Source organism: Streptomyces sp. NPDC059255 (assembly GCF_042752355.1).
In the GTDB taxonomy this organism is placed as follows: domain Bacteria; phylum Actinomycetota; class Actinomycetes; order Streptomycetales; family Streptomycetaceae; genus Streptomyces.
The window spans coordinates 737,995-761,508 of sequence record NZ_JBHYZP010000001.1 but is presented as its reverse complement, the minus strand read 5'-3'; the positions used below and the strand labels follow the sequence as shown (position 1 = coordinate 761,508).

Below are 23,514 nucleotides of genomic sequence, written 5' to 3'. Positions count from 1 at the left end.
CTCCCGCACCCTCGGCTCCGGTACGAGCGGGGCCCGCGCGTGACCACGGAGACCAGGTCGCTGCCGGCCCTCGGGCCCGGCGCGACGGAGACGCCCTTCGTCATCATGGGGTACGACGAGGTCGTCGCACATGACACCGTGTGGGACGAACACTCCCACCCCTTCCACGAGTTGCTCTGGAACCAGCGCGGTGTCTCCTCGGCGGTGGTCGGCGCGCGGGTCTGGACGATCACCCCCGCACTGGGCCTGTGGATGCCCGCGGGCACACTGCACTCCGGCTCGGCGGTCGCCGGTACCTGGTTCCGCGCGAGTTTCTTCGGCTTCGGCACCACGTCCTCGATCTCCGACGTGCCGGTGGCGGTCGAGATCACCCCGCTGCTGCGGCTGCTGCTCGAACGGCTCGGCGACCCGGGGCTCGCCGCGGGCTCCCGGGCGGCGACCGAGGCGCTGGTGCTCGACGTACTCGCGCCGTCGTCGCGCGAACTGCTCGTACAGGTGCCCACCTCCGCCCTGCTGCACCCGATCGCCGAGGCGGTACGGGAGAACCCGGGCGACCCGCGGACGCTGACGGACTGGGCCGGCGCACTCGGGGTGAGCCCCCGCACGATCACCCGCGCCTTCAACTCCGAGACGGGTACGAGCTTCGCGCGCTGGGTGGCCGCGGTGCGCGCCCAGCACGCGGTCGCCCTGCTCACCCGGGGCTGGGACGTCGAGGCCGTCGCGGAGCAGGTCGGCTACCGGTCGGCCAGTGCCTTCGGCGCGGCCTTCCGGCGTACGACCGGGCTCACCCCCGGCACGTTCCGGGCGCGCTGAGCCGGTTGCCCGCACCCCCGGGGGTCCGGGGCCGGGACCGCGTATGTCCGGATCGCTACAACAGCTGACCCAAAGGGTTGATTGCGACACGGGGGCAACGTCTTTAAAGTACAAAGGCAAGCCTTACCTAACCGACTTGTGCGAGCCCGGTGCACCACTCCACGACGGCATCCCGCGCCCCGGACGTGCGAGGGCCGGCACCCCTGACCCCCGAAAGCTGAGTACGGACCCATGCCTTCATACCGCCTTCGCCTGCTCACCGCGGCAGCCGCCCTGGTGGGTCTCACCGCCTGCGGCGGCCCGACCGACACCGGGGACACCGGCGCCGGGAGCCCGGACGGGAAGAGCAGTTCGAGCCAGTTCCCGCTGACCGTCGAGCACGCCCTGGGGAAGACCACCATCCCCGCCGAGCCGAAGCGCGTCGCCACGGTGAACTGGGCCAACGACGAAGTGCCCCTGGCGCTCGGGGTCGTACCGGTGGGCATGGCCAAGGCGAACTTCGGCGACGACGACGGCGACGGGGTCCTGCCCTGGACCGAGGAGCGACTCAAGGAGCTGAAGGCGGAGACGCCGGTGCTGTTCGACGAGACCGACGGGATCGACTTCGAGGCCGTGGCCGACACGGAGCCGGACGTGATCCTGGCCGCGTACTCGGGACTCACCGAGCAGGACTACGAGACGCTGAGCGAGATCGCCCCCGTGGTGGCGTATCCGGACGCGCCGTGGGCGACGCCGTGGCGCGAGATCATCCGGACGAACAGCAAGGCGATCGGGCTCGCCGACGAGGGCGAGAAGCTGATCACGGACCTGGAGGGCGACATCACCAAGACGGTCGCCAAGTACCCGCAGCTCAAAGGCAAGTCGGCGATGTTCATGACGCATGTCGACCCCAACGACGTGAGCGAGATCGGCTTCTACACGACGCACGACACCCGGACGCAGTTCTTCCAGGACCTCGGCCTGAAGATCCCGGGCAGCATCACGGAGGCGTCCAAGGGCACCGAGAAGTTCGCCCTGACGCGGAGCGCCGAACAGATCGACGTGTTCGACGACGTCGACATCATCACCGGGTACGGCGACGAGAAGGGTGAGATGCTCACGACCCTCCGCAAGGACCCGCTGATCTCGAAGATCCCCGCCGTCGAGCGCGGCTCGGCGTACCTGCTGCCCGGCACCACGCCCCTGGCGACCGCGGCGAACCCGACGCCTCTGTCGATCTCGTGGGTCCTGGACGACTACGTCGCCGCCCTCGCCGAGGCCGCGGACAAGGTCAAGTGACGACGGCCGGCACCCGGCGTCCGCCGGGCGCCGCCGTGGCGCGGCGCCCGGCCGGTGCCCGGACCCTGTGGCTCCTCGCCGCGGTCCTGGTGCTGGCCGCGATCATGGTGGCGTCCCTCGCGTTCGGTTCGCGCGACGTCGCCTGGTCCGACGTGTGGGCGGCGCTCGGGGGCGCGGACGACTCCCTGGAGCGGGCGGCGGCCACGAAGCGGCTGCCCCGTACGGTGCTCGCCGCGGTGATCGGCGCGGCGCTCGGCCTGGCCGGCTGCGTGATGCAGGGCGTGACCCGCAACCCGCTGGCCGACCCGGGCATCCTCGGGGTCAACATGGGCGCCTCGCTCGCCGTGGTCACCGGGGTCGCGTACTTCGGGCTCACGTCGCCGACCTCCTACGTATGGGTCGCGATCGTGGGCGCGGGGCTCTCGGCCCTGTTCGTGTACACGGTCGGGACGATCGGCCGGGGCGGCACCACGCCCCTCAAGCTCGCGCTGGCCGGCGCCGCCACGTCGGCGGCGTTCGCCTCGCTGGTCAGCGCCGTGGTCCTGCCGCGCAACGACATCGCGGGAAGCTTCCGGCTCTGGCAGATCGGCGGGGTCGGCGGGGCCTCCTTCGAACGCGTCGGGCAGGTCCTGCCCTTCCTCCTGGTGGGTTTCGCCGTCTGTCTGCTCTCCGCGCGGGCGCTGAACTCGCTCGCGCTGGGCGACGAACTGGCGGCCGGTCTCGGTGAACGCGTCGCCGTCGCACGGGCCATGGCCGCGCTCGGCGCCGTCGTACTGTGCGGTGGGGCGACCTCGGTCACCGGGCCGATCGCCTTCGTCGGCCTGGTCGTTCCCCACGTCTGCCGGCTGCTGGCCGGTGTCGACCACCGCTGGCTGCTGCCGTTCTCCGCGCTGCTGGGCGCGTCGCTGCTCACGGCCGCCGACGTGGTCGGGCGGGTGGTGGCGCGTCCCGCGGAGATCGACGTGGGCATCGTGACGGCGCTGATCGGCGCCCCGTTCTTCATCTACATCGTCCGTCGTCAGAAGGTACGTGCCCTGTGAGTGCCAAGGTCCTGACCCGGCCGCCGTCCGCCGGGGCCGCGGCCCGCGGCCGGGTGCGCCGCGCGTCCCGGCGGCGCGTCGTCGTCCTCGTGCTGGTGGTCCTCGTCGCCGTCGCGTTCTCCGTCACCCTGATGGTCGGGCAGACGTTCTACCCGCCGCGCGACGTGATCCGGGTGGTCCTCGGCGAGCGGGTGCCGGGGGCTTCCTTCACGGTCGGCCGGCTGCGGCTGCCGCGGGCCGTGCTCGCCATGGTGGCGGGGTTCAGTTTCGGGCTCGCCGGTGTCACCTTCCAGACGATGCTCCGCAACCCGCTCGCCAGCCCGGACATCATCGGCATCAGCTCCGGTGCGAGCGCCGCCGCCGCTTTCGCGATCGTGACCCTGTCCCTCGGCGAGTTCCAGGTGTCGGTCCTCGCCATCGCCGCCGGACTCGCCGTGGCCGTCCTGGTGTACGCGCTGGCCTTCCGGAGCGGTGTCGCCGGCACCCGGCTCATCCTGATCGGCATCGGGATCTCCGCGATGCTCGACAGCCTGACCAACTACGTCCTCTCCCAGGCCGCCGAGTGGGACCTCCAGGAGGCGATGCGCTGGCTGACGGGCAGCCTCAACGGGGCGAGCTGGGACCAGGTCGTGCCCGCCGTCGCCGCCCTGGCGGTGCTCACCCCCGTCCTGCTGGCCCGGTCACGTGATCTCTCCGCGATGCAGCTCGGCGACGACACCGCCTCCGCCCTCGGGGTCCGGGTCGAACGGACCCGTATCACGGTCATCGTCGCCGCCGTCGGGCTGATCGCCTTCGCGACGGCGGCGGCCGGTCCCATCGCGTTCGTGGCGTTCCTCTCCGGCCCCATCGCCGCGCGGATCGTGGGGGCGGGCGGCTCGCTGCTGGTGCCCGCCGGACTGGTCGGCTCGCTCCTGGTGCTGGTCGCCGACTTCTGCGGCCAGTTCGCCTTCGGCACCCGCTACCCGGTCGGGGTCGTCACCGGCGTCCTCGGGGCCCCCTACCTCGTCCATCTGATCATCCGTACCAACCGGACAGGAGGGTCGCTGTGACCTCGACCCACTCACTCGCGGCCGAGAGCCTCACCCTGGGCTACGGCGACCGCGTCGTCATCGATTCCCTCGACCTGACCGTGCCGCCCGGCCGGATCACGGTGATCGTCGGCGCGAACGCCTGCGGGAAGTCGACCCTGCTGCGCTCGATGTCCCGGCTGCTCACGCCCCGCGCGGGCCGGGTCGTACTGGACGGCAGGGAGGTGCACCGGCTGCCCGCGAAGGAACTGGCCCGTACGCTCGGGCTGCTCCCCCAGTCGCCGGTCGCCCCCGAGGGCATCACCGTCGGGGATCTCGTCGGCCGCGGCCGCCACCCGCACCAGGGCGTCTTCTCCCGCTGGAGCGAGCGGGACGACGCCGCCGTGGCGTCCGCCCTCGACGCGACGCACACGACGGAGCTCGCCGACCGCGCGGTGGACGAGCTGTCCGGGGGCCAGCGCCAGCGCGTGTGGATCGCGATGGCGCTCGCCCAGCAGACCGATCTGCTGCTGCTCGACGAGCCCACCACCTTCCTCGACGCGAGCCATCAGATCGAAGTCCTGGACCTGCTGACCGACCTGAACCAGGCACGCGGCACCACCATCGTCATGGTCCTGCACGACCTCAACCTCGCGGCCCGGTACGCGGACCACCTCATCGCCCTCGCGGCGGGCCGGCTCCACGCGGTCGGGACCCCCGCCGAGGTGCTGACGCGGGAGAACGTGCGCGCGGTGTTCGGCCTCGACAGCCGCATCATCGAGGACCCCGTCTCGGGCCGCCCGCTGATGCTGCCGATCGGCCGTCACCACGCGGGGACCCCGGCGGAGGAAGCGGTCCGGTGACAGTCGACCGGCCGGCCGGCGGTGCTGACCCCGTCGGCGCCCGAGGCCAGGAGACGTACGAGGTCAGTTGACGTACATGGTCAGTTGACGTACGCAGCGTTCCGTGCCGTTCTCACCACGGTGTCGCCGTCGGTCCGGCCGAGGAGGCCCGCGGAGCGCCACGCGTCCACGGTGCTCCGCACCCGCGCGACGAGCGCGTCCTTGTCACGGAACGGGGCCCCGGCCCAGATCTCGTCGAGGAGGGTCGTGCCGTCGAGCCGCGCCGGGTTGGCGACGCCCGAGTCGGTGTTCCCGAACACGACCCGGGGTTCGTCGCGGCGGAAGTAGACGTGGGCCGGGTCCTCGGTCCCCTCGAAGAAGGGGGCGAACTCCGTGCCGTCGAGGGTGTGGTGGAGGGGCTTGCCCGGTACCGGGGTGAGGGTGGGCAGGAGGTCTCCGGAGAGCGCGGCGTTACGGTAGAACCCGAGGCGCCGACAGGCCGTCGCGGGGTCGCGCGCGACCAGGTTGACCGGCCCGTGGAAGAGGGCCTGGAGGGTCGGGTCGTCGGGCGTCGCCTCGGTCCGGAGCCGGAAGGGCACCGTGATCCGGACGGTGTCTCCGGCGCGCCAGGTGCGGGAGACGGTGAAGTAGGCGCCGGGCCGCGGCTGCCCCGCCACCGGGGCGCCGTTGACGGTCACCCGGAAGTCGGGGCCCGCCCAGGAGGGCACGCGCAGCCGCAGTTCGAACGCGCCGGCGCCGCCGATGGTCAGGGTGGAGCCCTGCTCCCTGGGGTAGTCGGTCGTCTGGGTCACGGTGACGCCCCGCTCGGCCCAGGTCAGGGTGGACGGGCTGTACAGGTTGACGTAGAGGGCGCTGTTGTCGGCCGTCCTGAAGTAGACGGAGTCCTGGTATTTGGTGGCGCTCTCCATCCCGGTGCCCTCGCAGCAGGTGGTGCCCGCCTTCGGTGTGTAGTCGCGGACATGGCCGGGTGTCAGCCCGATGAAGTACGTGACCAGCGGCTTCTCGCCGTCCGCGGTGTCCTGCTTGGAGCCGAGGACCTGGTTGTAGAGGGCGCGTTCGTAGTACTCCATGTACTTCGGGTCCGGCTCGTGGAAGAAGAGCAGCCGGCTCAGCTTGAGCATGTTGTACGCGCAGCAGCTCTCGGCGGTGGTGGCGCTGATCGTTCCGGCCACGGATCCCCGGGCCCGCCAGAACTCGCCGGTGCTGGTGCCGCCGATGGCGTACATCCGGGTGGGGACGACCATGTCCCAGAAGTTCTTCGCGGCGGCGAGGTAGCGGGCTTCGCCCGTCGCGTCGTGGAGCCGCAGGAGCCCGGTGAGAACGGGGATGTGCTGATTGGCGTGGAGCCCGTCCAGGATGTCGCGGTTCGCGGCGCAGGCGTCGATGAGGGAGTCAAGGTCGAACAGCCGGGCGAGAGCGAGGTGTTCGGGTCCGCCGGTGAGGGCGTGGAGATCACAGACCGCCTCGACCAGGCCGCCGAACTCGCCGCTGGAGAAGAGGCCCCACATGCGCTGCAGAGTGGCGGCGGGCAGCCGGGACAGCCGGGAGTACATCCAGTCGCACAGGCCCGAGGCGAGGTCGAGCGCCCGCGCGTCGCCGGTGTGCAGGTGGGCGTCGAGCAGGCCCCGGAGAATCTTGTGCGCGGTGTAGTACGGCGCCCACACGACCGTGTAGTCGCTGCCGGTCATCGACTCCAGCGTGATGAACTGGGTCTCCGGGTAGGCCGCGAGGAACCCGGGGTGGCTCGGGCCGCCCCAGGTGCGGCGCACGGTGGCGTCCAGGCCGCGCGCCGAACCGTCGGCGACGGTGGAGCCCGAGGTCTCGTCGAAGGCGTACGACACCAGATCGCCCCGGCCCGGGGAGGCGTCGGCGGCCCGCCTGTCCTGCAGTTCCGCGATCTCGCGGGCGGTGAGGGCGCGCGCCCAGGCGTTGAACTCGTCGAAGGCGCCGGCGAACACCGGGTCGCCCGGAAAGTTCGAGCGGCCGAGCCAGTTGTTGCGCAACGGGCCCAGTACCGCCGGGTCGAGGGTCATTCCCGTACGGCGCCCGACGGCGGTCCCGTTGACGTAGAGCACACCGGTGCCGCCGCCGATCGTGACGGCCAGATGGCTCCACCGGTCCAGCGGGAGCTCCCCGGTGCCGTCGATGCCCTGCTCGCCCGCGGGGCCCCCGGTCGTGACGGCGAAGCGGGGCACCCCGTTCGCGTTGCGGGCGGCGAGGTAGAGGTAGCGGGTGGTGTCGTCGCCGAAGTCGAAGACCCGGGCCCAGGCCGCGTGGTGGGTGGGCTTCACCCAGGCGGACAGGGTGATGGCCGGGGCGCCGCCGAGGACGCCGGCGGGCAGGTCGACGTACCGGTAGGAGCCGCGGACGTGTTCCGCCGCGGTGCCGAACCGGCCGGCCACGCCGAGCACCGCCGGCGCGACCCTGAGCGCCGCCCTGACCTCGGTGAGGGCGCCGGTCAGGTAGCTGATCCGGTCTGCGTACACCTGGTCACCGGTGCCGGCGTAGGACTGGGCGAGCATCGTCAGGAAGTGTCCGGTGTAGTGGCCCCGGAGGTTGCCGTTGGCCTCGCCGTCGAGGCCCTCCCAGCCGCCGGGGGCGACCGCGCCGCGGGTCGACAGCCCGGCGTTGGCGCGGAAGACCTGGAGGAGCCGGTCCGCGTCGTAACCACGCCCGTGGTCGAGCATGAACTGGCGTTTCGTGGCGAAGACGCCCCGGCCGAGCGTCACATCCCCGAGCGCGAAGGGGTGCAGCGCCCAGGTGGGCGGGGCCGGGAGGGTCGCGGCGGAGGGGCCGACGGGAGCGGAGGAGGAGGCGGATGAGGAGCCGGCGGTGGCGCCGGAGAATCCCGATGCCGCCGCGGCGAGTACCGCGGTCCGGAGCATGCCGCGCCGGGAGAGGGGCGGTGGCGGTGGTGGCGGTGGCATAGGGGGGTCCTCATCTCTGCGACTGGGGAGGCGGCCATGAGCGTCGGAGACGGGCATGTCTCCTTGAGCGGCACCATCCGTTCGGGATACCGAACGTCGTTCTGAGTTCCGGTCAGAAGATAGATTCGGAAAGCGGGCGCGTCAACGCTCGCGTCAGGGCCCGGCGGTGTCCCTCGCACCGCCGGGCCCGCTCCTTCGCCTCTCCCTCTCCTGCCGCCTCGCCCTCCGCCTCCCCTACCAGCGCGGGATGGTGGCCCGGTAGGTCGGGTGGATGGTGCGCATGTAGCCGGTGTCGTCCCGGTCGCGCAGACCGCTGCTCAGGTACTGCTCGTGCAGTGTCCCCAGGGCGTCCCGGTCGAGCGTGACACCGAGGCCGGGGGTGGTGGGCACCTCCACCGAGCCGTCCTTGAACGCCAGGACACCGGGCTCGATGACGTCCTCGGTCTTCCAGGGCCAGTGGGTGTCACAGGCGTAGGTGAGGTTCGGGGTGGCGGCCGCGAGATGGGTCATCGCCGCGAGGCTGATGCCCAGATGCGAGTTCGAGTGCATGGACAGGCCCATGCCGAAGGAGTCGCAGATCCCGGAGAGGAGCTTGGAGCGGCGCAGGCCGCCCCAGTAGTGGTGGTCGGAGAGGATGACCTGTACGGCGTCCACCGCTACCGAGGGGTGGAGTTCGTCGAAGGCCACGACGCACATGTTGGTCGCCAGCGGCATCGACACCTCGCGGGCGACGGCGGCCATGCCCGCGATGTCCGGCGTGGGGTCCTCCAGATACTCCAGCACCCCGTCGAGCGCCTGGCCGACCTTGACGGACGTGGGCACCGTCCACGCCGCGTTCGGGTCGAGCCGCAGCGGGTGGTCGGGGAACTCGGCGCGCAGCGCCCGTACCGCCTCGATCTCCTCCTCCGGCGGCAGGACCCCGCCCTTGAGCTTGATGGCGGTGAACCCGTACGTGTCGACCATGCGCCGGGCCTGGGCCACGATGCCCTCGGGGTCGAGGGCCGCGCCCCATGCGTCGGGCTCGGCGCCGGGGTGGGCGGCCCACTTGTAGAACAGGTAGGCGCTGAACGGCACCGCCGGGCGCACCGCGCCGCCGAGGAGATCGGAGACCGGGCGGCCGCAGGCCCGCCCCTGGATGTCGAGCAGGGCGACCTCGAACGGGGAGAACACCCGGTCGACGGTGCTGCTGGTGGTGACCATCCCGGTCAGACCGGAGCCGCCGACGCCGCCGACCCGGGCGATGACCTCGCCGACGATCCGATGCAACTCCTCGGTGGCGTAGACGTCGAGTCCGGCGATCCGGTCCGCGACGGCCTGGAGCCGTTCCAGGTGCTTGGCGTCGGCGTAGGTCTCGCCGAGCCCGGTGAGCCCGCCGTCGGTGTGCACCTCGACGATCGCGCGCAGGGCGTACGGCTCGTGGACGCCGACCGAGTTGAGGAGCGGCGGGTCCCGGAAGGCGACGGGGGTGATGGTGACGGCGGAGATCCGCAGCTTCTCGGCGCTCATGCGCTGGTGCTCCCTACCAGTTCGAGTCCCCGCTCCAGGAGCGAGGCGAGTTCGTCGAGGTCCTCCCGTGTGGGCTCGGTCAGCGGTGCGCGCACCGGCCCCACGTCGAGGCCGCGCAGCCGCACGCCGGCCTTGACCAGGGAGACCGCGTACCCCGGGACTTTGTCCCGCAGGGCGACCAGCGGGTGGAAGAAGGCGGCCAGCAGGGCGTCGGCGCGCTTGTCGTCGCCGGTGGTCACCGCCTGATGGAAGGCCAGGGAGATCTCCGGGGCGAAACAGAAGACGGCGGACGAGTAGAGCGGGACACCGATGGCCCGGTAGGCGGGGACGGTGACCTCCGCGGTGGGGAGCCCGTTGAAGAACTGGAAGGGCTTGGCGCTGTCGCGCAGCGATGCGCGGATGGCGACGACGGTGCGCGCCAGGGTCTCGATGTCGCCCACGCCGTCCTTGAAGCCGACGACCTGGTCGATCCCGGCGACCTCCACGGCGGCGCGGGGGCCGAACCGGGCGTTGGCCCGGTTGTAGACGATGAGGGGCAGTCCGGCCGCCTCCGCGACCTCCCGTACGTACCGCACCAGGCCGTCCTGATCGGCGTTGACCAGGTACGGCGGCAGCAGGAGCAGTCCGTCGGCGCCGCTCTCACGTGCCGTCACGGCGAGTTCGACCGCCGTCGGGAGCGCGCCGCCGACACCCGCGTACACGGGAACCGCACCGTTCACGGCCTCGACCGCGATGCGTACGACGTCGGTGTGTTCCCGCGGCGCCAGGGCGTGGAACTCCCCGGTGCCGCAGGCGGCGAAGACCGCGCCGGCACCGGCTTGCACCCCCGCCCGTACATGGGCGTCGAGGGTCTGTGGATCGAGAGCGCCGTCGGGTGCGAAGGGGGTGACCGGAAAGAACAGCACTCCGTCAAGCATGAGACTCCGTTCATGTATGTGTCCGAGATCTATGTTCATGTATTCGTCACCGAACTTAGGCCGCCCCGCGGGAAACCGTCAAGCGGTCACACCACCGCCCCTTCGCCTCTGACGTGGGACCTTGCACCTCATGGACACACGGTGGCGGTCCCGCGAGATTCCACGGGAAACCATTGACCGGGTGGACACGCGACCGTAACGTGTCCACACGTGTGACAGATGTTCACATACATATACGACCGAGCCGGACGCCGGGACGGTCGGGGCGCGACGCGCCCCCGCCCTCGCGAGCGGAGTCCGGCCTTCGCGGTCGACGGCCCAGGCACCGGACATATCTGTCATGCCGTCACGCCAATCGAAGTGGGAGACAACGATGGTCCCGCAGCCTCTTGCGAAGAGCCCCAAGAGCGAACCAAGCGAACCGGACGCGGAAAGCCGTGCGGTCGGCAAATTCCTCCGCCGCATGCTGCCCATTCTGGTGCTGATGCTCCTGGTCAACCAGATGGACCGGACGAACGTCGGGTTCGTCCAGGACGAGTTGAGGGCCGACGTCGGGGTGAGCGCCACCGCCTACGGTCTCGGCGCCGGCCTGTTCTTCATCGGGTACGCCCTCTTCGAGGTTCCGAGCAACATGCTCATGGAACGCTTCGGCGCCCGGGTCTGGCTGACCCGCATCATGATCACCTGGGGCGCGGTGATCCTGGCGATGTGTCTCATCCACAACGTGACGACGTTCTACGTCCTGCGCTTCCTCCTCGGTGTCACGGAGGCGGGCTTCTTCCCCGGCGTGCTCCTCTACTTCACCCAGTGGCTGCCGGACTCCAGCCGGGGCCGGGCCAGCGCGATCTTCCTGGGCGGCTCCGCCACGGCCTACATCGTGACCGGTCCGATCACCGGGGCGCTGCTGGAGATGCACGGGGTGGCCGGATTCGCCGGCTGGCGCTGGATGTTCGCGATCGAGGGCGTCTTCTCCATCGTGGTGGGGATCGTCGCCGGATTCTTCCTGGTCTCCCGGATCGGTGACGCGCGCTGGCTCACGCAGGAGGAGAAGGACGCGCTGAGCGCGGCGGTCGCGCGCGACCAGGAGTCCCGCAGCCGGGCTCCGAAGGTGTCGCGGATGCGGCTCCTGGTCCACCCCCAGGTCGCCCTGCTGACCGCGGTCTTCTTCGCGATGGCCCTGACCGGCTACGCGATCACGTTCTGGCTGCCGAGCCTGGTGGCGGAGATCGGCGGGCTCTCGCCCTTCCAGATCGGGCTGCTCTCCGCCATCCCGTGGATCTGCGCGGTGATCGCCATGTACTCGATGAGCCACTTCACGGACCGCTCCCCGGACCGCCGGCCCTATCTCGCGATCGCGCTGGTCCTGTCGGCGGTGGGCTCCTTCCTCGCCACTCTGGGCTCCCCCTGGTTCGGGCTCGCCGCCATCACCCTGGCCGCGGTCGGCGGCAAGTGCGCGGCCACCCTGTTCTGGCCGATGGCGCAGTCCGGACTCGACCTGAAGATCGCCGCGGCCGGTCTGGCGGTGGTCAACTCGCTGGGCAACCTGGGCGGGTTCGTCTCCCCCACCCTCTTCGGCTACCTCAAGGACACCACCGGCAGTACGCACGGCGGTCTGTACGCCCTCGCGGTGGCATCCGTGCTGGCCGCGTTCGGTGTCGCCTTCATGCGCCGGCCGGGCGGCCCGGCGTCCCGTACGGGCGAACCGGAAGCGGCCGGGCGAGCGGTGGCGACCGGCGAGGTGCGGTAGGCGTGCCGTCCGACCCGGGTTTCCTCCCGGGTCGGACGGGGCCGGGCGCTACAGCAGGGCGACGGCGCGGCCGGCCAGCTCGCCGCTCGTGAGCTTGCCGATGTACTCGGGGATCCGGTCGAACGGGATCGGCACGGTGTGCGAGCGCAGGGCGCCGGTGGCGATGAGGCCGAGGACGGCCTCCGCCTCGGACTTCTCCCCGTTGGAGGCACCGACGAGGGTGATCTCCTTCATCGTGATCTTCTGCATGGAGAGGGTGGCCGTCTCACGGGCCAGGCCGATCTGCACGATCCGCCCGCCGTGCCGGACGGCGTCGACGGCGGAGGCGGTGGTCGTACCGAACCCGGCGAAGTCGATGACGACGTCGAGCCCGGCGTCCTCGAAGTCACGGATGTCGGCGGAGACACCGCCGACCCCCAGCTCCCTGGCCCGCTCCCAGGCGGACTCGTTCACCTCGGCCACGTACACGGTGGCGCCGGCGGCCTTCGCGATCTGCGCGCCGAGCGAACCGAGACCGCCGAAGCCGATGATGCCGACGTTCATCCCGGCCGCGACGTGCCCGAACGTCTCGACGGCGCGGTAGGCCGTACGGGCCGCGTCCATGGCGGGCGCGGCCTGTTCGAAGTCGACGGCGTCCGGCACATGGACGGCGAGCCGCGCCTCGACCGCGGTGTACTCGGCGAATCCGCCGTCGACCGCGGTGCCCGGTCCCTCGGTGGTGGCCGGGATGCCGACCCGGTCGCCGACGGCGAAGCCGGTGACGCCCTCACCGACCGCGGTGACGATCCCGGCGGTCTCGTGGCCGAGCACGATCGGGAGGTGCCCGAGCAGCGAGGTGATCGTGCCGTCGATGAAGCTGACGTCGCTGTGACAGATCCCCGCCGCCTTGACGGCGAGTACGATCTCGCCCGCGGCCGGGGTCGGTTCGGGCAGCTCGACAAGCTGCAGGGGTTCGTTCACACCGGTGAACTGCCATGCCCTCATGGGTGTTTCTTCTTCCTCTGGTGATACGTGGTGGCCCGGCCGGAACGCGCCGCGGTGGCGGCGCCGGCCCCGCCGGGGCCGGTGGTGATCGTCAGCGGACGCTGGTCAGGCCGCCGTCGACGGGCAGGAGCTGCCCGGTGATGAAGTGCGAGGCGTCGCTCGCGAGGAACACCAGCACGGGCGCGAGATCGGTGTCGGCGTCGCCGAACTTCCCGCCGAGCGGGATCGACTTCGCGATCTCGGCGTCGTACGCCGCGAGTTCCTCCGGGCCGAGCGAGCCGCGGTACTTGTCGAACATCGGGGTGTTGACGTACGGGAGGACGGCGTTCACCCGTATCCCGTCCGGCCCCCACTCGCGGGCCACGGTGCGCGTCCAGGTGTGGACGGCGGCCTTCGAGGCCCCGTAGGTGGCGTTGGTGAGCTCGCCGGTGAACCCGGACATCGAGCCGAAGTTGACGATCGCGCCCGCGCCGGCCGGCCGCATGGCCCGGTAGGCCGCCTGGTTGGTGTGGATCGTACCCAGCACGTTGACCCGGAAGACCGACTCCCACAGTTCGTCCGTGATCTCCGCCGCGGGCGAGCTGCGCTGCAGGCCGGCCACGTTGACCAGCACGTCGAGGCCGCCGAGCGCGCCGGTCGCCTCGTCGAAGGCGGCGTCGACGGCGTCCTTGTCGGCGATGTCGGCGCGGCGGAACGTGACCGTCCCGGGCCCCTCCGCCGTCGCCTCGGCCGCGACGCGTTCACCGGCCTCCGGCGCGAGATCGAACGACCACACCCGCGCGCCCTCGCGCGCGAAGGCACGCACGGTGGCCTCGCCGATGCCCTGGGAACCGCCGGTCACGATGACGCGTTTGCCGTCGAGTTGCATGGTTGAGCTCTCTTTCCCTTGCCGCGGGGCGCCTCGCCGCGCCGAGCACGGGATTCCTCCCGTCCCACAGGGGGGGCTCCTCCCTGCGTCGAGTACGGTCCCCTCAGCACCGCGACGGGGTGCGCCTTCTATTCTGGTACTGAGTATCACAATGTACTCGCCCCTGACAGGGGCGGGGGGACAGGACTGGTATGCACGCGACTCCACCGCCACCCCGACGGCGGTCCCCCGGCCGGCCCGCGGTGTCGTCCCGGGAGGACATCGAGCGCGTCGCGATCCGCCTCTTCCTCGACCACGGCTACGCGGCGACCACGATCCCGATGATCGCCGAGGCGAGCGGGGTGAGCCGGACGAGTGTGTTCCGGTACTGGGGGACGAAGTCGGAGATCGTCTGGGGCACCTTCGACGTCCACACCCGGCGCCTCTCCGAACTCCTCGACGCCACGGACCCCGCGGAGCCGGCGATGCGCGCCGTCCGCGCGTGCGTCGTCAGGAACCTCGCGCTCTCCATCGAGGACTCCAGCCTGTGGATGGAACGCTTCGCGCTCCTCGACACCTCCCCCGACCTGCGGTCCGAGGAGTCCGCGCACTGGCTGAGCTGGGCGGCCGCCGTCACCGCCTTCGTCGCCCGCCGGCACGGCATACCGCCGAGCGGTGTGACGGCCCAGAGCATCGGCGGCGCCGTGCAGGCGGCGTTCCTCGCCGTACTGCGGAGCTGGCTCACCGAACCGTCGCCGTCCGCCGCCCTCCTCCCGGAACTCGACCGGGAGCTCGCTCCGCTCTGCGACCTCCTGCAGACGTGGCTCGACACCACCGGCTGAGCAGACTCGGTGGGCACCGGCGCGGCTGGGCTCCGCGCCGGGCCGCGCCCCGGCCTGCTGCGGCACATCTGCCGCCGCCGGCGGGACCCCCCGGCCGGCGCCTGACAGCTCTGACCGCGCCTTCCGGACGGTCCTACTCCCAGACGGCGATGTTGCGCCGTACCGGGACCGTGCCCGAGTCCGTGGCGAACAGCTCCGGCGAGCGGGCCCGGATGCGTTCGACGTCGTCGAAGACCGCCCGCAGATGGGTGCGCATGGCCGTACGGGCCAGGGTGACGTCCCCGGCGAGCACCGCTTCGAAGATCTCCACGTGCTGGGCGGCGAAACCGGCCGGTGACGCGGTGTGGTAGAGGCCCAGGCGGCGCGCGCGGTCGAGGTGGCCCTTGGCCGAGACCACGGTGGCCCAGGCGCTGCCGTGTCCGCTCAGCCGCAGGATGGCCTGGTGGAACGCCTCGTCCAGGGCGAAGAACTCCTCCAGGGCGAGGCCCGGCCGCTGCTGCTCGGCCAGGTTGGCGCGCAGTGCGTCGACGAGCTCGGGGTCGAGTTCCTCGGGGAGGTCTTCCAGAGAGGCCAGCTCCACCGCCTCCCGGAGGAACTGGGCGTCGGCCACCTTGGCCGGGTCGACCCGTGAGACGAAGGACCCCACCTGCGGAAAGACCTGGACCAGACCCTCATGGGAGAGCAGGATCAGACTCTCCCTGACAGGGGTGCGGCTGACCCCGAGGGCCGCCGCCAGCTCGTTCTCGGACAGGGCTGCGCCCGGAGGGAGCTCAAGGGTCAGAACCTTGTGCCGCAACGTCTCGTAGACAGCGCGGCGGCTGGTCCGCTGCCGGTTCGATCGGGCCATGCGCTCATCGTATCGGGCGCTGACACGGCCTGTGCCCGGTCGATGGCGCTGTGCCGTTCCGGTGGCGTCGTCCCATGTGGCGCGAGTATTGCATCACTGGCCGACCAGTGCTTGTATACCAGCCATGTCGACCAGTTGTCCGGCGTGTGAACCGGTTGGCCGGCGGCGTACGGACCCTCGAAGGAGCAGGCTCGTCCCTCTCCGACAGCCGACTGCACTTCCCCGAACAACGGAGTTCCCATGACGGACACCACGCGGACGGAGCCCACGGGCCCCGCGACGAGAACGACGCGTGATCTCACCAAGGCCGCCGTATCCGGCTGGCTGGGTACGGCGATGGAGTTCATGGACTTCCAGCTCTACTCGCTGGCAGCGGCCATCGTCTTCAACAAGATCTTCTTCCCCGACGTCAGCCCGGCGATCGGCCTGATCGCCGCCATGGCGACCTACGGTGTCGGGTACGTCGCCCGGCTCGCCGGGGCCGTCTACTTCGGGCGGATGGGCGACCGGATCGGCCGCAAGAAGGTCCTGTTCCTGACCATCCTGCTGATGGGCGCCTCGACCACGCTGATCGGCGCGCTGCCGACCTACGCCTCGATCGGCATCCTCGCCCCGATCCTGCTGGTCGCCCTGCGCCTGGTCCAGGGCTTCGGGGCCGGCGCCGAGATCGCCGGGGCCACCGTCATGCTCGCCGAGTACGCCCCCACCAAGCGCCGGGGCCTGGTCTCGTCGCTGGTGTCGCTCGGCACCAACTCCGGCACCCTGGCCGCGTCCGGCCTGTGGGCGATCCTGCTCGCCGTGCTCAGCGAGGAGCAGCTGCTCTCGTGGGGCTGGCGGCTCCCCTTCCTGCTGAGCTTCCTCCTGATGATCTTCGCTGTCTGGCTGCGCAGGAACCTCAAGGAGAGCCCGGTCTTCGAGGAGCGGGCCGATGTGGTCGACGGTGTCGCCATGTCCCGCGACGAGGTCGAGACCGTTCTGACCGACTCCGCCCTGGACGAAAAGCAGGAGAGCGTCCTGGAGGCCGGGATCCGCCAGCGCAAGGGCAAGGCGTTCTTCCTCGCCCTCGGTCTGCGGTTCGGCCAGGCCGGCAACTCGGGGCTGATCCAGACGTTCCTCGTCGGCTACATCGCCACCACGCTCCACGCCGAGCGGTCCGTGCCGACCGACGCGATCGTCTACGGCTCACTGCTGGGCTTCCTCACCGTGCCGCTGGTCGGGCTGCTCGGCGACCGCTTCGGCCGCCGCCCGATGTATCTCGCGCTCACCCTGCTGACCATGGCCTTCGCGTTCCCGATGATGATGCTCATCACCTCGGACAGCACCTCCGCGCTGATGCTCGGCATGGTCCTCGGGCTCAACGTCGGTGTCCTCGGGCTGTTCTCGCTGGAGAGCGTGACGATGGCCGAGCTGTTCGGCTCCCGGACCCGTTTCACCCAGCTCGCCCTGGCCAAGGAGATCGGCGGCATCCTCGCCACCGCCATCGGGCCGGTCGTCGCGGCGACCCTCACCGCCGTCACCGGGAGCTGGTGGCCGATCGCGGCGATGCTCGTCGTCTACTCCCTGATCACCCTGGTCTCCGCGTACCTCGCCCCCGAGACCCGCGGCCGCGACCTGGTCCGGCTGGAGGACGCCGCATGAGGGCCGTCGTCGTCCACGGTGCCGGAGACCTCCGTATCGACGAGCGTCCCGACCCCGTGCCGGGCGAGGGGGAAGTCCTCCTCGCGATGGAGTGGGGCGGGATCTGCGGGTCCGACGTCGCCTACTGGAAGCACGGGGCGTCCGGGACCGCCGCGCTCACGCACCCCCTGGTGCTCGGTCACGAGGTCGCGGGACGGATCGCCGCGACCGGCGAGGGGGTCGACGGACTGCGCGTCGGACAGCCCGTCACCGTGCACCCGGCCGAGCCGGTCGGCAACGGACCGCTGCCGGACCGGATCGCCGGCCGCACCAACCTCCACCCGCGGATCAGGTACTTCGGTTCCGCGGCCTTCGACCCGGGCACCGACGGCGGGTTCAGCGAGTACCGGGTGGTCCGGGCGACGCAGATACGGCCGCTGCCCGACGGCGTGGACACCGAGCACGGCGCCCTCGCCGAACCCCTCGCCGTGGCGCTGCACGCCGTGCACCGCGCCGGGGACATCCGGGGCAAGGCCGTGCTGGTCAACGGCTGCGGCCCGATCGGGGCGCTGGTCGTGGCGGCGGCGAAGCACCGGGGCGCCGCCGCGGTGATCGCCTCGGACCTCTCCGCGGCGTCGCTCGACGTCGCCCGCGCCATGGGCGCGGACGAGACGCGCGACCTCGGCGCCGGCGCGGCGCTCCCCGACGATGTCGAGGTGGCCTTCGAGGCGTCCGGCGCCCCGGCCGCGCTCGGCCCCGTCCTGCGGGCGACGGCGCGCGGCGGCACCCTCGTCCAGGTCGGTAACCTGCCGGGCGCCGCCGTGTCCGCGGCCCTCGGTGACCTGGTGACCCGGGAGATCAACTGGGTCGGCTCGTACCGCTTCGTGGAGGAGATCGACGACGCGCTGCTGGCGATGCGGGACGGTCTGGACGTCTCCCCCGTGATCACCCACCGCTTCGCCCTCGACCGGGCCGGGGAGGCGCTGGCCGTCGCCGCCGACCCGGCGAGCGGGAGCAGCAAGGTGATGCTCAGGCTCGGCCGGGACGGGTAGAAGGGGAGACAGGACCGGGGGTTGGTTGCGCCGCGGTGCAACCCCGGCGCAACCTCGCGGCGGGTTGACTGGTTCTCCTGACGACCGGTTCCCTTCCTCCGCAGAGGCGGCGAGATGACGGACGAAACGAGTTCCCCCGAGACGCCCCTGGTCGTGCTGACGCCCGCGGCCGCCGAGTTGATCCGGCGGCTGCGGGCGGACCACGGACCGTTGATGTTCCATCAGTCGGGCGGCTGTTGCGACGGCAGCGCGCCCATGTGCTATCCGGACGGCGAGTTCCGTACCGGCGGCTCCGACGTGCTGCTCCATTCCCTGGAGGTCGAGGGCGTCGCCGAGCCGGTCCCGTTCTGGATGTCGGTGAGCCAGTACGAGGTGTGGCGTCACACCCGGCTCATCGTCGACGTGGTCGTGGGGCGCGGCAGCGGCTTCTCCCTGGAGGCCCCCGAGGGAGTGCGCTTCCTGATCCGCTCGCGGCTGGTCGGTACGTGACCGCCGGGCGCCCGGCGGTCAGGGGTTGAGGCTGGAGACCACCCCGGCCGTGGTGGAGATCCCGTTGGCGATGGTCGGCGCCATGCTCGTGCCCGCGAGGAAGAATCCGAGCAGGGCGCAGACCAGCGCGTGCGAGAACTTCAGTCCGCCGCTGCGCAGGAAGACCACCGCGAGAATCGCCAGAAGCAGCACCACTGAAATCGAAATGGCCATCGCCAAACCTCCTCCGCCGCACGGGAATCGCGGCATTCGGCCGCCAGTGTGGCGGAGGAGGGAGCCGGTACGGCCGACTGGCGTGTCCGCCGTACGGGTGGTTGACGCGGGGTTACGGACGGGCGGTGCGCAGAAAGCGTTCGAGACCCGCGAGGTCGTCGGTGTTGAGGTGGTCCACACCGGCGGCGAGCAGTTCGCTCCAGACGGCGTCCCGCGCGGGCCCCGGCAGGTCGGGGGTGGCCCAGAAGCGCAGCCGCTGCCCGTGGGAGTGCGCGGCGCCGGCGAGACGCCGCAGTTCGGCGCGCTCGGCGGCGGGGAACGGGCCGGCGCCCTGCCAGCTGAAGCTCTGCGTCCAGTTGGTGCTGATGAGCGGGACGAAGGAGGCGGGCGCGGCGGTCCCGAGGTCGTCGAGCCGCCCGTCGTAGAAGGCGTACCGCACGCGCTGCGCCTCCATCGGTACGCGGGCCGCGCGGTCGCCGGAGATGACCGGGGTGACCGCGCCGGGGCGTACCGAGCCGTGGGCGTACGTGGTCAGCATCGAGCGGTAGCGGGCGAGTTGGCGGTGCAGCTCGGTGTACGCGGCGGCGCCGTCCGTCTTGATGTCGATGAGCAGTTGCACCGGGCGGTGGTATCCCCGGTGGACGGAGCCCCCGTTCGCGCGGACCCGGGCGAAGAGCGGGTCGAGGTAGAGCGAGGCGAGGGTACGGGCCGGGTCGAGATCGGTGGCCTCGTGGGCGACCAGCAGTTCGCCGTCGACCAGGAAGATGTCGGCCTCGACGCTGGTGAAGCCGTGCGCGAGCGCGTCGAGGAGCGGGCGCGGGTGGAGGTAGTCGTTGTGGGCGTGGGCGCGGCGCAGCGGCCGGGGGCCCTGGCCGCCGCCTCCCGTCCGGGCTGCGGCCCGGGCGTAGGCGGGGGCCGCGACGACCCCCGCGAGCGCGGCGGTGAGCGTGCTGACGGCTCTGCGGCGGGTGGTGAGGGCCATGATGCCTCCGGGACGGGACGCGCTGGGGGCGCGGCGGGCACGGTCCTGGTGAGTATCGCCCTGTCATGCCTGAATCAAGGCTGTGCCGCGCAGTGTTCGTCCACCCGCCATCCGCGATTCAGCCACCCGCGGGGCCCCTCCCCGGCACGCCGCCGGTCACCTCGGCCCGGCCAGGTTCACCAGCCCGGCCAGGCGCTCCCGGTGTGCGCCGGGCGAACCGAGCGCGCTCTCGTCGGACTTGGCGCGCTTGAGGTACAGGTGCGCGGGGTGCTCCCAGGTCATGCCGGTCCCGCCATGGAGCTGGACGCACTCCTCGGCGGCGTGGACGGCGACGCGCCCGCAGTACGCCTGGGCGACGGCCACGGCGAGCGGGGCCCCGGGGTCGCCGGTGGCGAGCGCGTCGGCGGCGTTGCGGGCGGCGGCCCGGGCCGAGACGACCTCCAGCCAGAGCTGCGCCATCCGGTGCTTGAGGGCCTGGAAGGAGCCGACGGGGCGGTTGAACTGGTGGCGTTCGCGGGTGTGCCGGACGGTCTCCTCCAGGCACCACTCGGCGAGGCCGAGCTGTTCGGAGGCGAGCAGTCCGGCGCCGGCCAGCAGTCCGCGCCGTACGGCGGCCTCTCCCGTGGCGGCGTCGGCGATCCGGACGCCGTGGCCGGCCGCGACCGTGACGGTGGCGAGCGGGCGGGTCAGGTCGAGCGGCGTCAGCGGCTCGACGGTGACACCGGGCGCCGCCGTCTCGACGGCGTACAGACCGTCGGCGCGCGGGACGAGCAGCACGTCGGCGCGTACGGCGTCGGCGACGGCGCTCACCGTGGTCGCCGCCGCCTCCGGGTCCCCTGCGGCCACGGCGTCCCCCGCGAAGGGGAGCGGCGCGTCCGGGGCGGTGGTGAGCGGCAGGGCGAGCACGGCGGTACGGTGGCCGCTCGCCAGCGCGGTGAGGAGCCCCGCGACATCGGTGGACTCGGTGCTCTCCCCGTCACAGCCGAGCAGGGTCTCGGTCGCGATCACCGAACTGGTGAGGTAGGGCGCGGGGGTGATGGCGCGGCCCAGCTCCTCCAGGACGACCGCGGCCTCCCGGTGGCCCGCGCCCTGGCCGCCCAGCTTCTCCGGGACGAGCAGCCCCGCCACGCCGATCCCGGCGGTGAGCGAGGTCCACAGCCCGGGGTCGTAGGGGTCGCCGGACTCGGCGCGGGCGAGGGTGGCCGGCAGGTCGGCCCGGTCGGTGAGCAACGACCGTACGGCGGCCCGCAGATCGTCCTCGGTCTCCGAGTAGAGCAGGTCGGGGGAGGTCGCGGCGGGGGCGGGCTGCGTGGTCACCGGGTCAGGTCCTTCCAGGGGACGTCCTTGTCGTTGCGCGGCTCCGGGGGCAGACCGAGGACGCGCTCGGCGACGATGTTGAGGAGGACCTCGCTCGTACCGCCCTCGATGGAGTTGCCCTTGGACCGCAGATAGCGGTATCCGGCGTCGCGTCCGGTGAAGTCGACCAGTTCGGGCCTGCGCAGGGTCCAGTCGGAGTACAGCAGGCCCTCTTCGCCGAGGAGTTCCACCTCCAGGCCGCTGATCTCCTGGTTGAGGCGGGCGAAGGCGAGTTTCATCCCGCTTCCCTCGGGCCCCGGTTGGCCCGCGACGAGCTGCTGGCGCAGCCGCTCGCCGGTGAGCCGGGCGACCTCGGCCTCCACCCAGAGGGTGAGCAGCCGCCGGTGCAGATCGTGGGTGCGCAGCTCCGGCCGCTCGCGCCAGGTGGCGGCGGCCTTGCCGATCATGCCGCCCTCGCGGGGCAGGCGGGCGCCGCCGATCGAGACCCGTTCGTTCATCAGCGTGGTCTGCGCGACCTTCCAGCCCTCGCCGATCGCGCCGAGCCGATGGGCGTCGGGGATGCGGACGCCGGTGAGGAAGACCTCGTTGAACTCCGCCTCGCCGGTGATCTGGCGCAGCGGCCGTACCTCGACGCCCGGGGCGGTCATGTCGCAGAGGAAGTAGCTGATGCCCTGGTGTTTGGGCAGCTCGGGATCGGTACGGGCGATGAGGATGGCCCAGCGGGCGAGATGGGCGCTGGACGTCCAGACCTTCTGGCCGTTGACGATCCAGTCGCCGGTGTCCTGGCCGCCGCCCTCGCGCACCGCGCGGGTGCCGAGGGCCGCCAGGTCGGAGCCGGCGCCGGGCTCGCTGAAGAGCTGGCACCACACCTCCTCGCCGATCCACAGGGGCCGCAGGAAGCGCTCCTTCTGTTCCCGGGTGCCGTACCGCAGGATGGTCGGCGCGGCCATGCCGAGGCCGATGCCGATCCGCCGGGGATCGTTGTCGGGCGCGTCGGCGGCGGCGAGTTCGGCGTCCACCACCGCCTGGAGGGAGCGCGGCGCGTCGAGTCCGCCGAGTCCGGCCGGGTAGTGCACCCAGGCGAGTCCGGCGTCGAAGCGCGCCCTGAGGAAGTCGGTGCGCCCGGTGGTGGCCGGCGGGTGTCCGGCCAGCAGTTCCCTGGTGCGGGAGCGGAGTTCGGCGGCGTCGGGGACGTCGGCGGCAGCGGTCACCGGAGCTCCCCCGCCGGGAGGACGACCACCCGGCCCGTGGTGGCGCCGTCGGCGACGCGCTGCACGGCGTCGGCGCCGCCCTTCATCTCGGCCCGCTCGCTGATGAGCGGCCTGATCGCGCCCCGGGCCGCCAGCGCGGTCAGTTCCTCGTGGCAACGCGCCACCGCCGAGGGGTCCTTGGAGTTGTAGAGGCCCCAGTGGAGCCCCATGATCGTGTAGTTCTTCACCAGCGCGTGGTTGAGGGCGGGGCTCGGGATCGTCCCGCTCGCGAAGCCGACGACGACGATGCGGCCCTCGAAGGCGACGCTCTTGGCGGAGGCGGTGTACGCGTCGCCGCCCACCGGGTCGTAGACGACGTCCGCGCCCCGGCCGCCGGTGGCCTCCTTGACGGCCGCGACGATGTCGTCCGTGCGCCGGTCGATGACCACGTCGCACCCCATCTCCCGGGCCACGGCGGTCTTGTTGCGGCCTCCGGCGACCCCGATGACGGTGGCCCCCGCCGCCTTGCCGAGCTGGACGGCGGCGCTGCCGACGCCGCCGGCCGCGGCGTGTACGAGCAGGGTCTCCCCCGGCTTGAGGGCGGCCCGCCGGTGCAGGGCGAACCAGCCGGTCTGGTAGCCGATGTGGAGCGCGGCGGCCTCGGCGTCGTCCAGTGTGCCGGGCGCGGGCAGCAGCGCCGCCTCGTCGGCCACGACGTACTCGGCCAGGCCGCCGTGCGGCAGTTGCGGTGTGGCGATGACGCGGCGGCCGTCCTCGGTCTCGCCGCAGATCTCCACGCCCGGGGTGAAGGGCAGCGGCGGCCGTACCTGGTACTGGCCCCGGCAGAGCAGGGCGTCCGGGAAGTTGATGTTCGCGGCCCTGACCCGCAGCCGGACCTGCCCGGCGCCGGGCACCGGAAGCTCGGTCTCCTCCAGCCGCATCACCTCCGCGGGCTCGCCGTTCCTGTGCACGCGCCATGCCAGCATTCGGGCCTCCACACACGGGGTCGGTACCACGTCCCTGTGCATACTAAGCG

The 23,514-nt window shown here is 72.0% G+C and carries 21 protein-coding genes; 10 read left to right on the top strand and 11 right to left on the bottom strand.

The features are described from left to right. Positions 1–39: 39 nt before the first annotated feature. The 5 genes from ACFXKG_RS03380 to ACFXKG_RS03360 all read left to right on the top strand — a co-directional run bounded on the left by ACFXKG_RS03380 (position 40) and on the right by ACFXKG_RS03360 (position 5,001). Complete coding sequence (locus tag ACFXKG_RS03380) at positions 40–813, top strand: helix-turn-helix domain-containing protein (protein ID WP_384831459.1); 774 nt, start codon at positions 40–42, stop codon at positions 811–813. Positions 814–1,044: 231 nt separating this feature from the next. Continuing rightward, the gene (locus ACFXKG_RS03375) at positions 1,045–2,091 is read left to right on the top strand and encodes an iron-siderophore ABC transporter substrate-binding protein (protein ID WP_384831456.1); all 1,047 of its coding nucleotides are present in this window, start codon (positions 1,045–1,047) and stop codon (positions 2,089–2,091) included. Beyond that, positions 2,088–3,131, top strand: coding sequence for a FecCD family ABC transporter permease (locus tag ACFXKG_RS03370; RefSeq protein WP_384831453.1), 1,044 nt, complete (start codon positions 2,088–2,090; stop codon positions 3,129–3,131). Before ACFXKG_RS03375 ends, ACFXKG_RS03370 begins: the two co-directional genes overlap by 4 nt. Next, positions 3,128–4,180, top strand: coding sequence for a FecCD family ABC transporter permease (locus tag ACFXKG_RS03365; RefSeq protein ID WP_384831450.1), 1,053 nt, complete (start codon positions 3,128–3,130; stop codon positions 4,178–4,180). The genes ACFXKG_RS03370 and ACFXKG_RS03365 overlap by 4 nt, the downstream gene beginning before the upstream one ends. Continuing rightward, positions 4,177–5,001 (top strand): ABC transporter ATP-binding protein, encoded by an 825-nt coding sequence (locus ACFXKG_RS03360; protein WP_384831447.1) that lies wholly within the window; start codon positions 4,177–4,179, stop codon positions 4,999–5,001. Before ACFXKG_RS03365 ends, ACFXKG_RS03360 begins: the two co-directional genes overlap by 4 nt. 80 nt (positions 5,002–5,081) lie before the next feature. On the opposite strand, the gene ACFXKG_RS03355 is transcribed toward ACFXKG_RS03360, so the two are convergent. From ACFXKG_RS03355 to ACFXKG_RS03345, 3 genes are all read right to left on the bottom strand, one after another. Continuing rightward, positions 5,082–7,928, bottom strand: coding sequence for a beta-L-arabinofuranosidase domain-containing protein (locus tag ACFXKG_RS03355; protein ID WP_384831444.1), 2,847 nt, complete (start codon positions 7,926–7,928; stop codon positions 5,082–5,084). A 234-nt stretch (positions 7,929–8,162) separates the two neighbouring features. Beyond that, the gene (locus ACFXKG_RS03350) at positions 8,163–9,434 is read right to left on the bottom strand and encodes a glucarate dehydratase family protein (RefSeq protein ID WP_384831441.1); all 1,272 of its coding nucleotides are present in this window, start codon (positions 9,432–9,434) and stop codon (positions 8,163–8,165) included. Next, positions 9,431–10,351, bottom strand: a complete 921-nt coding sequence (locus tag ACFXKG_RS03345) for a 5-dehydro-4-deoxyglucarate dehydratase (protein ID WP_384831438.1) — start codon at positions 10,349–10,351, stop codon at positions 9,431–9,433. Before ACFXKG_RS03345 ends, ACFXKG_RS03350 begins: the two co-directional genes overlap by 4 nt. A gap of 463 nt (positions 10,352–10,814) precedes the next feature. Between ACFXKG_RS03345 and ACFXKG_RS03340 the strand changes: the two genes are divergently transcribed. Beyond that, complete coding sequence (locus ACFXKG_RS03340; protein ID WP_384831435.1) at positions 10,815–12,098, top strand: MFS transporter; 1,284 nt, start codon at positions 10,815–10,817, stop codon at positions 12,096–12,098. Between the two features lie 48 nt (positions 12,099–12,146). Here the strand turns inward: ACFXKG_RS03340 and ACFXKG_RS03335 are convergent, their stop codons facing one another. Together ACFXKG_RS03335 and ACFXKG_RS03330 are read right to left on the bottom strand one after the other, a co-directional pair. Continuing rightward, positions 12,147–13,082: a zinc-binding dehydrogenase gene (locus ACFXKG_RS03335; protein ID WP_384831432.1), complete on the bottom strand. Its 936-nt coding sequence runs from the start codon at positions 13,080–13,082 to the stop codon at positions 12,147–12,149. A gap of 91 nt (positions 13,083–13,173) precedes the next feature. Then, on the bottom strand, positions 13,174–13,950 hold the full coding sequence (locus ACFXKG_RS03330) for an SDR family NAD(P)-dependent oxidoreductase (protein ID WP_384831429.1): 777 nt from the start codon (positions 13,948–13,950) through the stop codon (positions 13,174–13,176). A 191-nt stretch (positions 13,951–14,141) separates the two neighbouring features. Here ACFXKG_RS03330 and ACFXKG_RS03325 point away from each other — a divergent pair, with 191 nt between their 5' ends. Beyond that, positions 14,142–14,771, top strand: coding sequence for a TetR family transcriptional regulator (locus ACFXKG_RS03325; RefSeq protein WP_384831426.1), 630 nt, complete (start codon positions 14,142–14,144; stop codon positions 14,769–14,771). 133 nt (positions 14,772–14,904) lie between these two features. On the opposite strand, the gene ACFXKG_RS03320 is transcribed toward ACFXKG_RS03325, so the two are convergent. Then, complete coding sequence (locus tag ACFXKG_RS03320; RefSeq protein ID WP_384831423.1) at positions 14,905–15,618, bottom strand: GntR family transcriptional regulator; 714 nt, start codon at positions 15,616–15,618, stop codon at positions 14,905–14,907. 240 nt (positions 15,619–15,858) lie between these two features. On the opposite strand from ACFXKG_RS03320, the gene ACFXKG_RS03315 reads away from it, so the two are divergent. From ACFXKG_RS03315 to ACFXKG_RS03305, 3 genes are all read left to right on the top strand, one after another. Further along, positions 15,859–17,256, top strand: a complete 1,398-nt coding sequence (locus tag ACFXKG_RS03315) for an MFS transporter (protein WP_384831421.1) — start codon at positions 15,859–15,861, stop codon at positions 17,254–17,256. Then, positions 17,253–18,287 (top strand): L-idonate 5-dehydrogenase, encoded by a 1,035-nt coding sequence (locus tag ACFXKG_RS03310; protein ID WP_384831417.1) that lies wholly within the window; start codon positions 17,253–17,255, stop codon positions 18,285–18,287. The genes ACFXKG_RS03315 and ACFXKG_RS03310 overlap by 4 nt, the downstream gene beginning before the upstream one ends. Positions 18,288–18,401: 114 nt before the next feature. Beyond that, a complete protein-coding gene (locus ACFXKG_RS03305; protein WP_384831414.1) occupies positions 18,402–18,776 on the top strand; it encodes a DUF779 domain-containing protein in 375 nt (124 codons plus the stop codon). 18 nt (positions 18,777–18,794) lie between these two features. Here the strand turns inward: ACFXKG_RS03305 and ACFXKG_RS03300 are convergent, their stop codons facing one another. From ACFXKG_RS03300 to ACFXKG_RS03280, 5 genes are all read right to left on the bottom strand, one after another. Next, a complete protein-coding gene (locus tag ACFXKG_RS03300; RefSeq protein ID WP_365816244.1) occupies positions 18,795–18,989 on the bottom strand; it encodes a hypothetical protein in 195 nt (64 codons plus the stop codon). 112 nt (positions 18,990–19,101) lie between these two features. Continuing rightward, positions 19,102–19,971: a phosphatidylinositol-specific phospholipase C/glycerophosphodiester phosphodiesterase family protein gene (locus ACFXKG_RS03295; RefSeq protein ID WP_384831411.1), complete on the bottom strand. Its 870-nt coding sequence runs from the start codon at positions 19,969–19,971 to the stop codon at positions 19,102–19,104. A gap of 156 nt (positions 19,972–20,127) precedes the next feature. Then, a complete protein-coding gene (locus ACFXKG_RS03290) occupies positions 20,128–21,288 on the bottom strand; it encodes an acyl-CoA dehydrogenase family protein (RefSeq protein ID WP_384831408.1) in 1,161 nt (386 codons plus the stop codon). Continuing rightward, positions 21,285–22,499: an acyl-CoA dehydrogenase family protein gene (locus ACFXKG_RS03285; protein WP_384831405.1), complete on the bottom strand. Its 1,215-nt coding sequence runs from the start codon at positions 22,497–22,499 to the stop codon at positions 21,285–21,287. The genes ACFXKG_RS03290 and ACFXKG_RS03285 overlap by 4 nt, the downstream gene beginning before the upstream one ends. Continuing rightward, complete coding sequence (locus ACFXKG_RS03280; protein WP_384831402.1) at positions 22,496–23,464, bottom strand: NADPH:quinone oxidoreductase family protein; 969 nt, start codon at positions 23,462–23,464, stop codon at positions 22,496–22,498. The genes ACFXKG_RS03285 and ACFXKG_RS03280 overlap by 4 nt, the downstream gene beginning before the upstream one ends. Positions 23,465–23,514 lie beyond the last annotated feature (50 nt).

What these genes read in the sequence shown, in the direction of transcription:
- ACFXKG_RS03345 (WP_384831438.1), bottom strand. Translation starts at nt 10,351, where the DNA reads ATGCTTGACGGAGTGCTGTTCTTTCCGGTCACCCCCTTCGCACCCGAC.
- ACFXKG_RS03330 (WP_384831429.1), bottom strand. Translation starts at nt 13,950, where the DNA reads ATGCAACTCGACGGCAAACGCGTCATCGTGACCGGCGGTTCCCAGGGC.
- ACFXKG_RS03295 (WP_384831411.1), bottom strand. Translation starts at nt 19,971, where the DNA reads ATGGCCCTCACCACCCGCCGCAGAGCCGTCAGCACGCTCACCGCCGCG.
- ACFXKG_RS03320 (WP_384831423.1), bottom strand. Translation starts at nt 15,618, where the DNA reads ATGGCCCGATCGAACCGGCAGCGGACCAGCCGCCGCGCTGTCTACGAG.
- ACFXKG_RS03280 (WP_384831402.1), bottom strand. Translation starts at nt 23,464, where the DNA reads ATGCTGGCATGGCGCGTGCACAGGAACGGCGAGCCCGCGGAGGTGATG.
- ACFXKG_RS03350 (WP_384831441.1), bottom strand. Translation starts at nt 9,434, where the DNA reads ATGAGCGCCGAGAAGCTGCGGATCTCCGCCGTCACCATCACCCCCGTC.
- ACFXKG_RS03310 (WP_384831417.1), top strand. Translation starts at nt 17,253, where the DNA reads ATGAGGGCCGTCGTCGTCCACGGTGCCGGAGACCTCCGTATCGACGAG.
- ACFXKG_RS03325 (WP_384831426.1), top strand. Translation starts at nt 14,142, where the DNA reads ATGCACGCGACTCCACCGCCACCCCGACGGCGGTCCCCCGGCCGGCCC.
- ACFXKG_RS03355 (WP_384831444.1), bottom strand. Translation starts at nt 7,928, where the DNA reads ATGCCACCGCCACCACCGCCACCGCCCCTCTCCCGGCGCGGCATGCTC.
- ACFXKG_RS03305 (WP_384831414.1), top strand. Translation starts at nt 18,402, where the DNA reads ATGACGGACGAAACGAGTTCCCCCGAGACGCCCCTGGTCGTGCTGACG.
- ACFXKG_RS03315 (WP_384831421.1), top strand. Translation starts at nt 15,859, where the DNA reads ATGACGGACACCACGCGGACGGAGCCCACGGGCCCCGCGACGAGAACG.
- ACFXKG_RS03340 (WP_384831435.1), top strand. Translation starts at nt 10,815, where the DNA reads ATGCTGCCCATTCTGGTGCTGATGCTCCTGGTCAACCAGATGGACCGG.
- ACFXKG_RS03300 (WP_365816244.1), bottom strand. Translation starts at nt 18,989, where the DNA reads ATGGCCATTTCGATTTCAGTGGTGCTGCTTCTGGCGATTCTCGCGGTG.
- ACFXKG_RS03375 (WP_384831456.1), top strand. Translation starts at nt 1,045, where the DNA reads ATGCCTTCATACCGCCTTCGCCTGCTCACCGCGGCAGCCGCCCTGGTG.
- ACFXKG_RS03335 (WP_384831432.1), bottom strand. Translation starts at nt 13,082, where the DNA reads ATGAGGGCATGGCAGTTCACCGGTGTGAACGAACCCCTGCAGCTTGTC.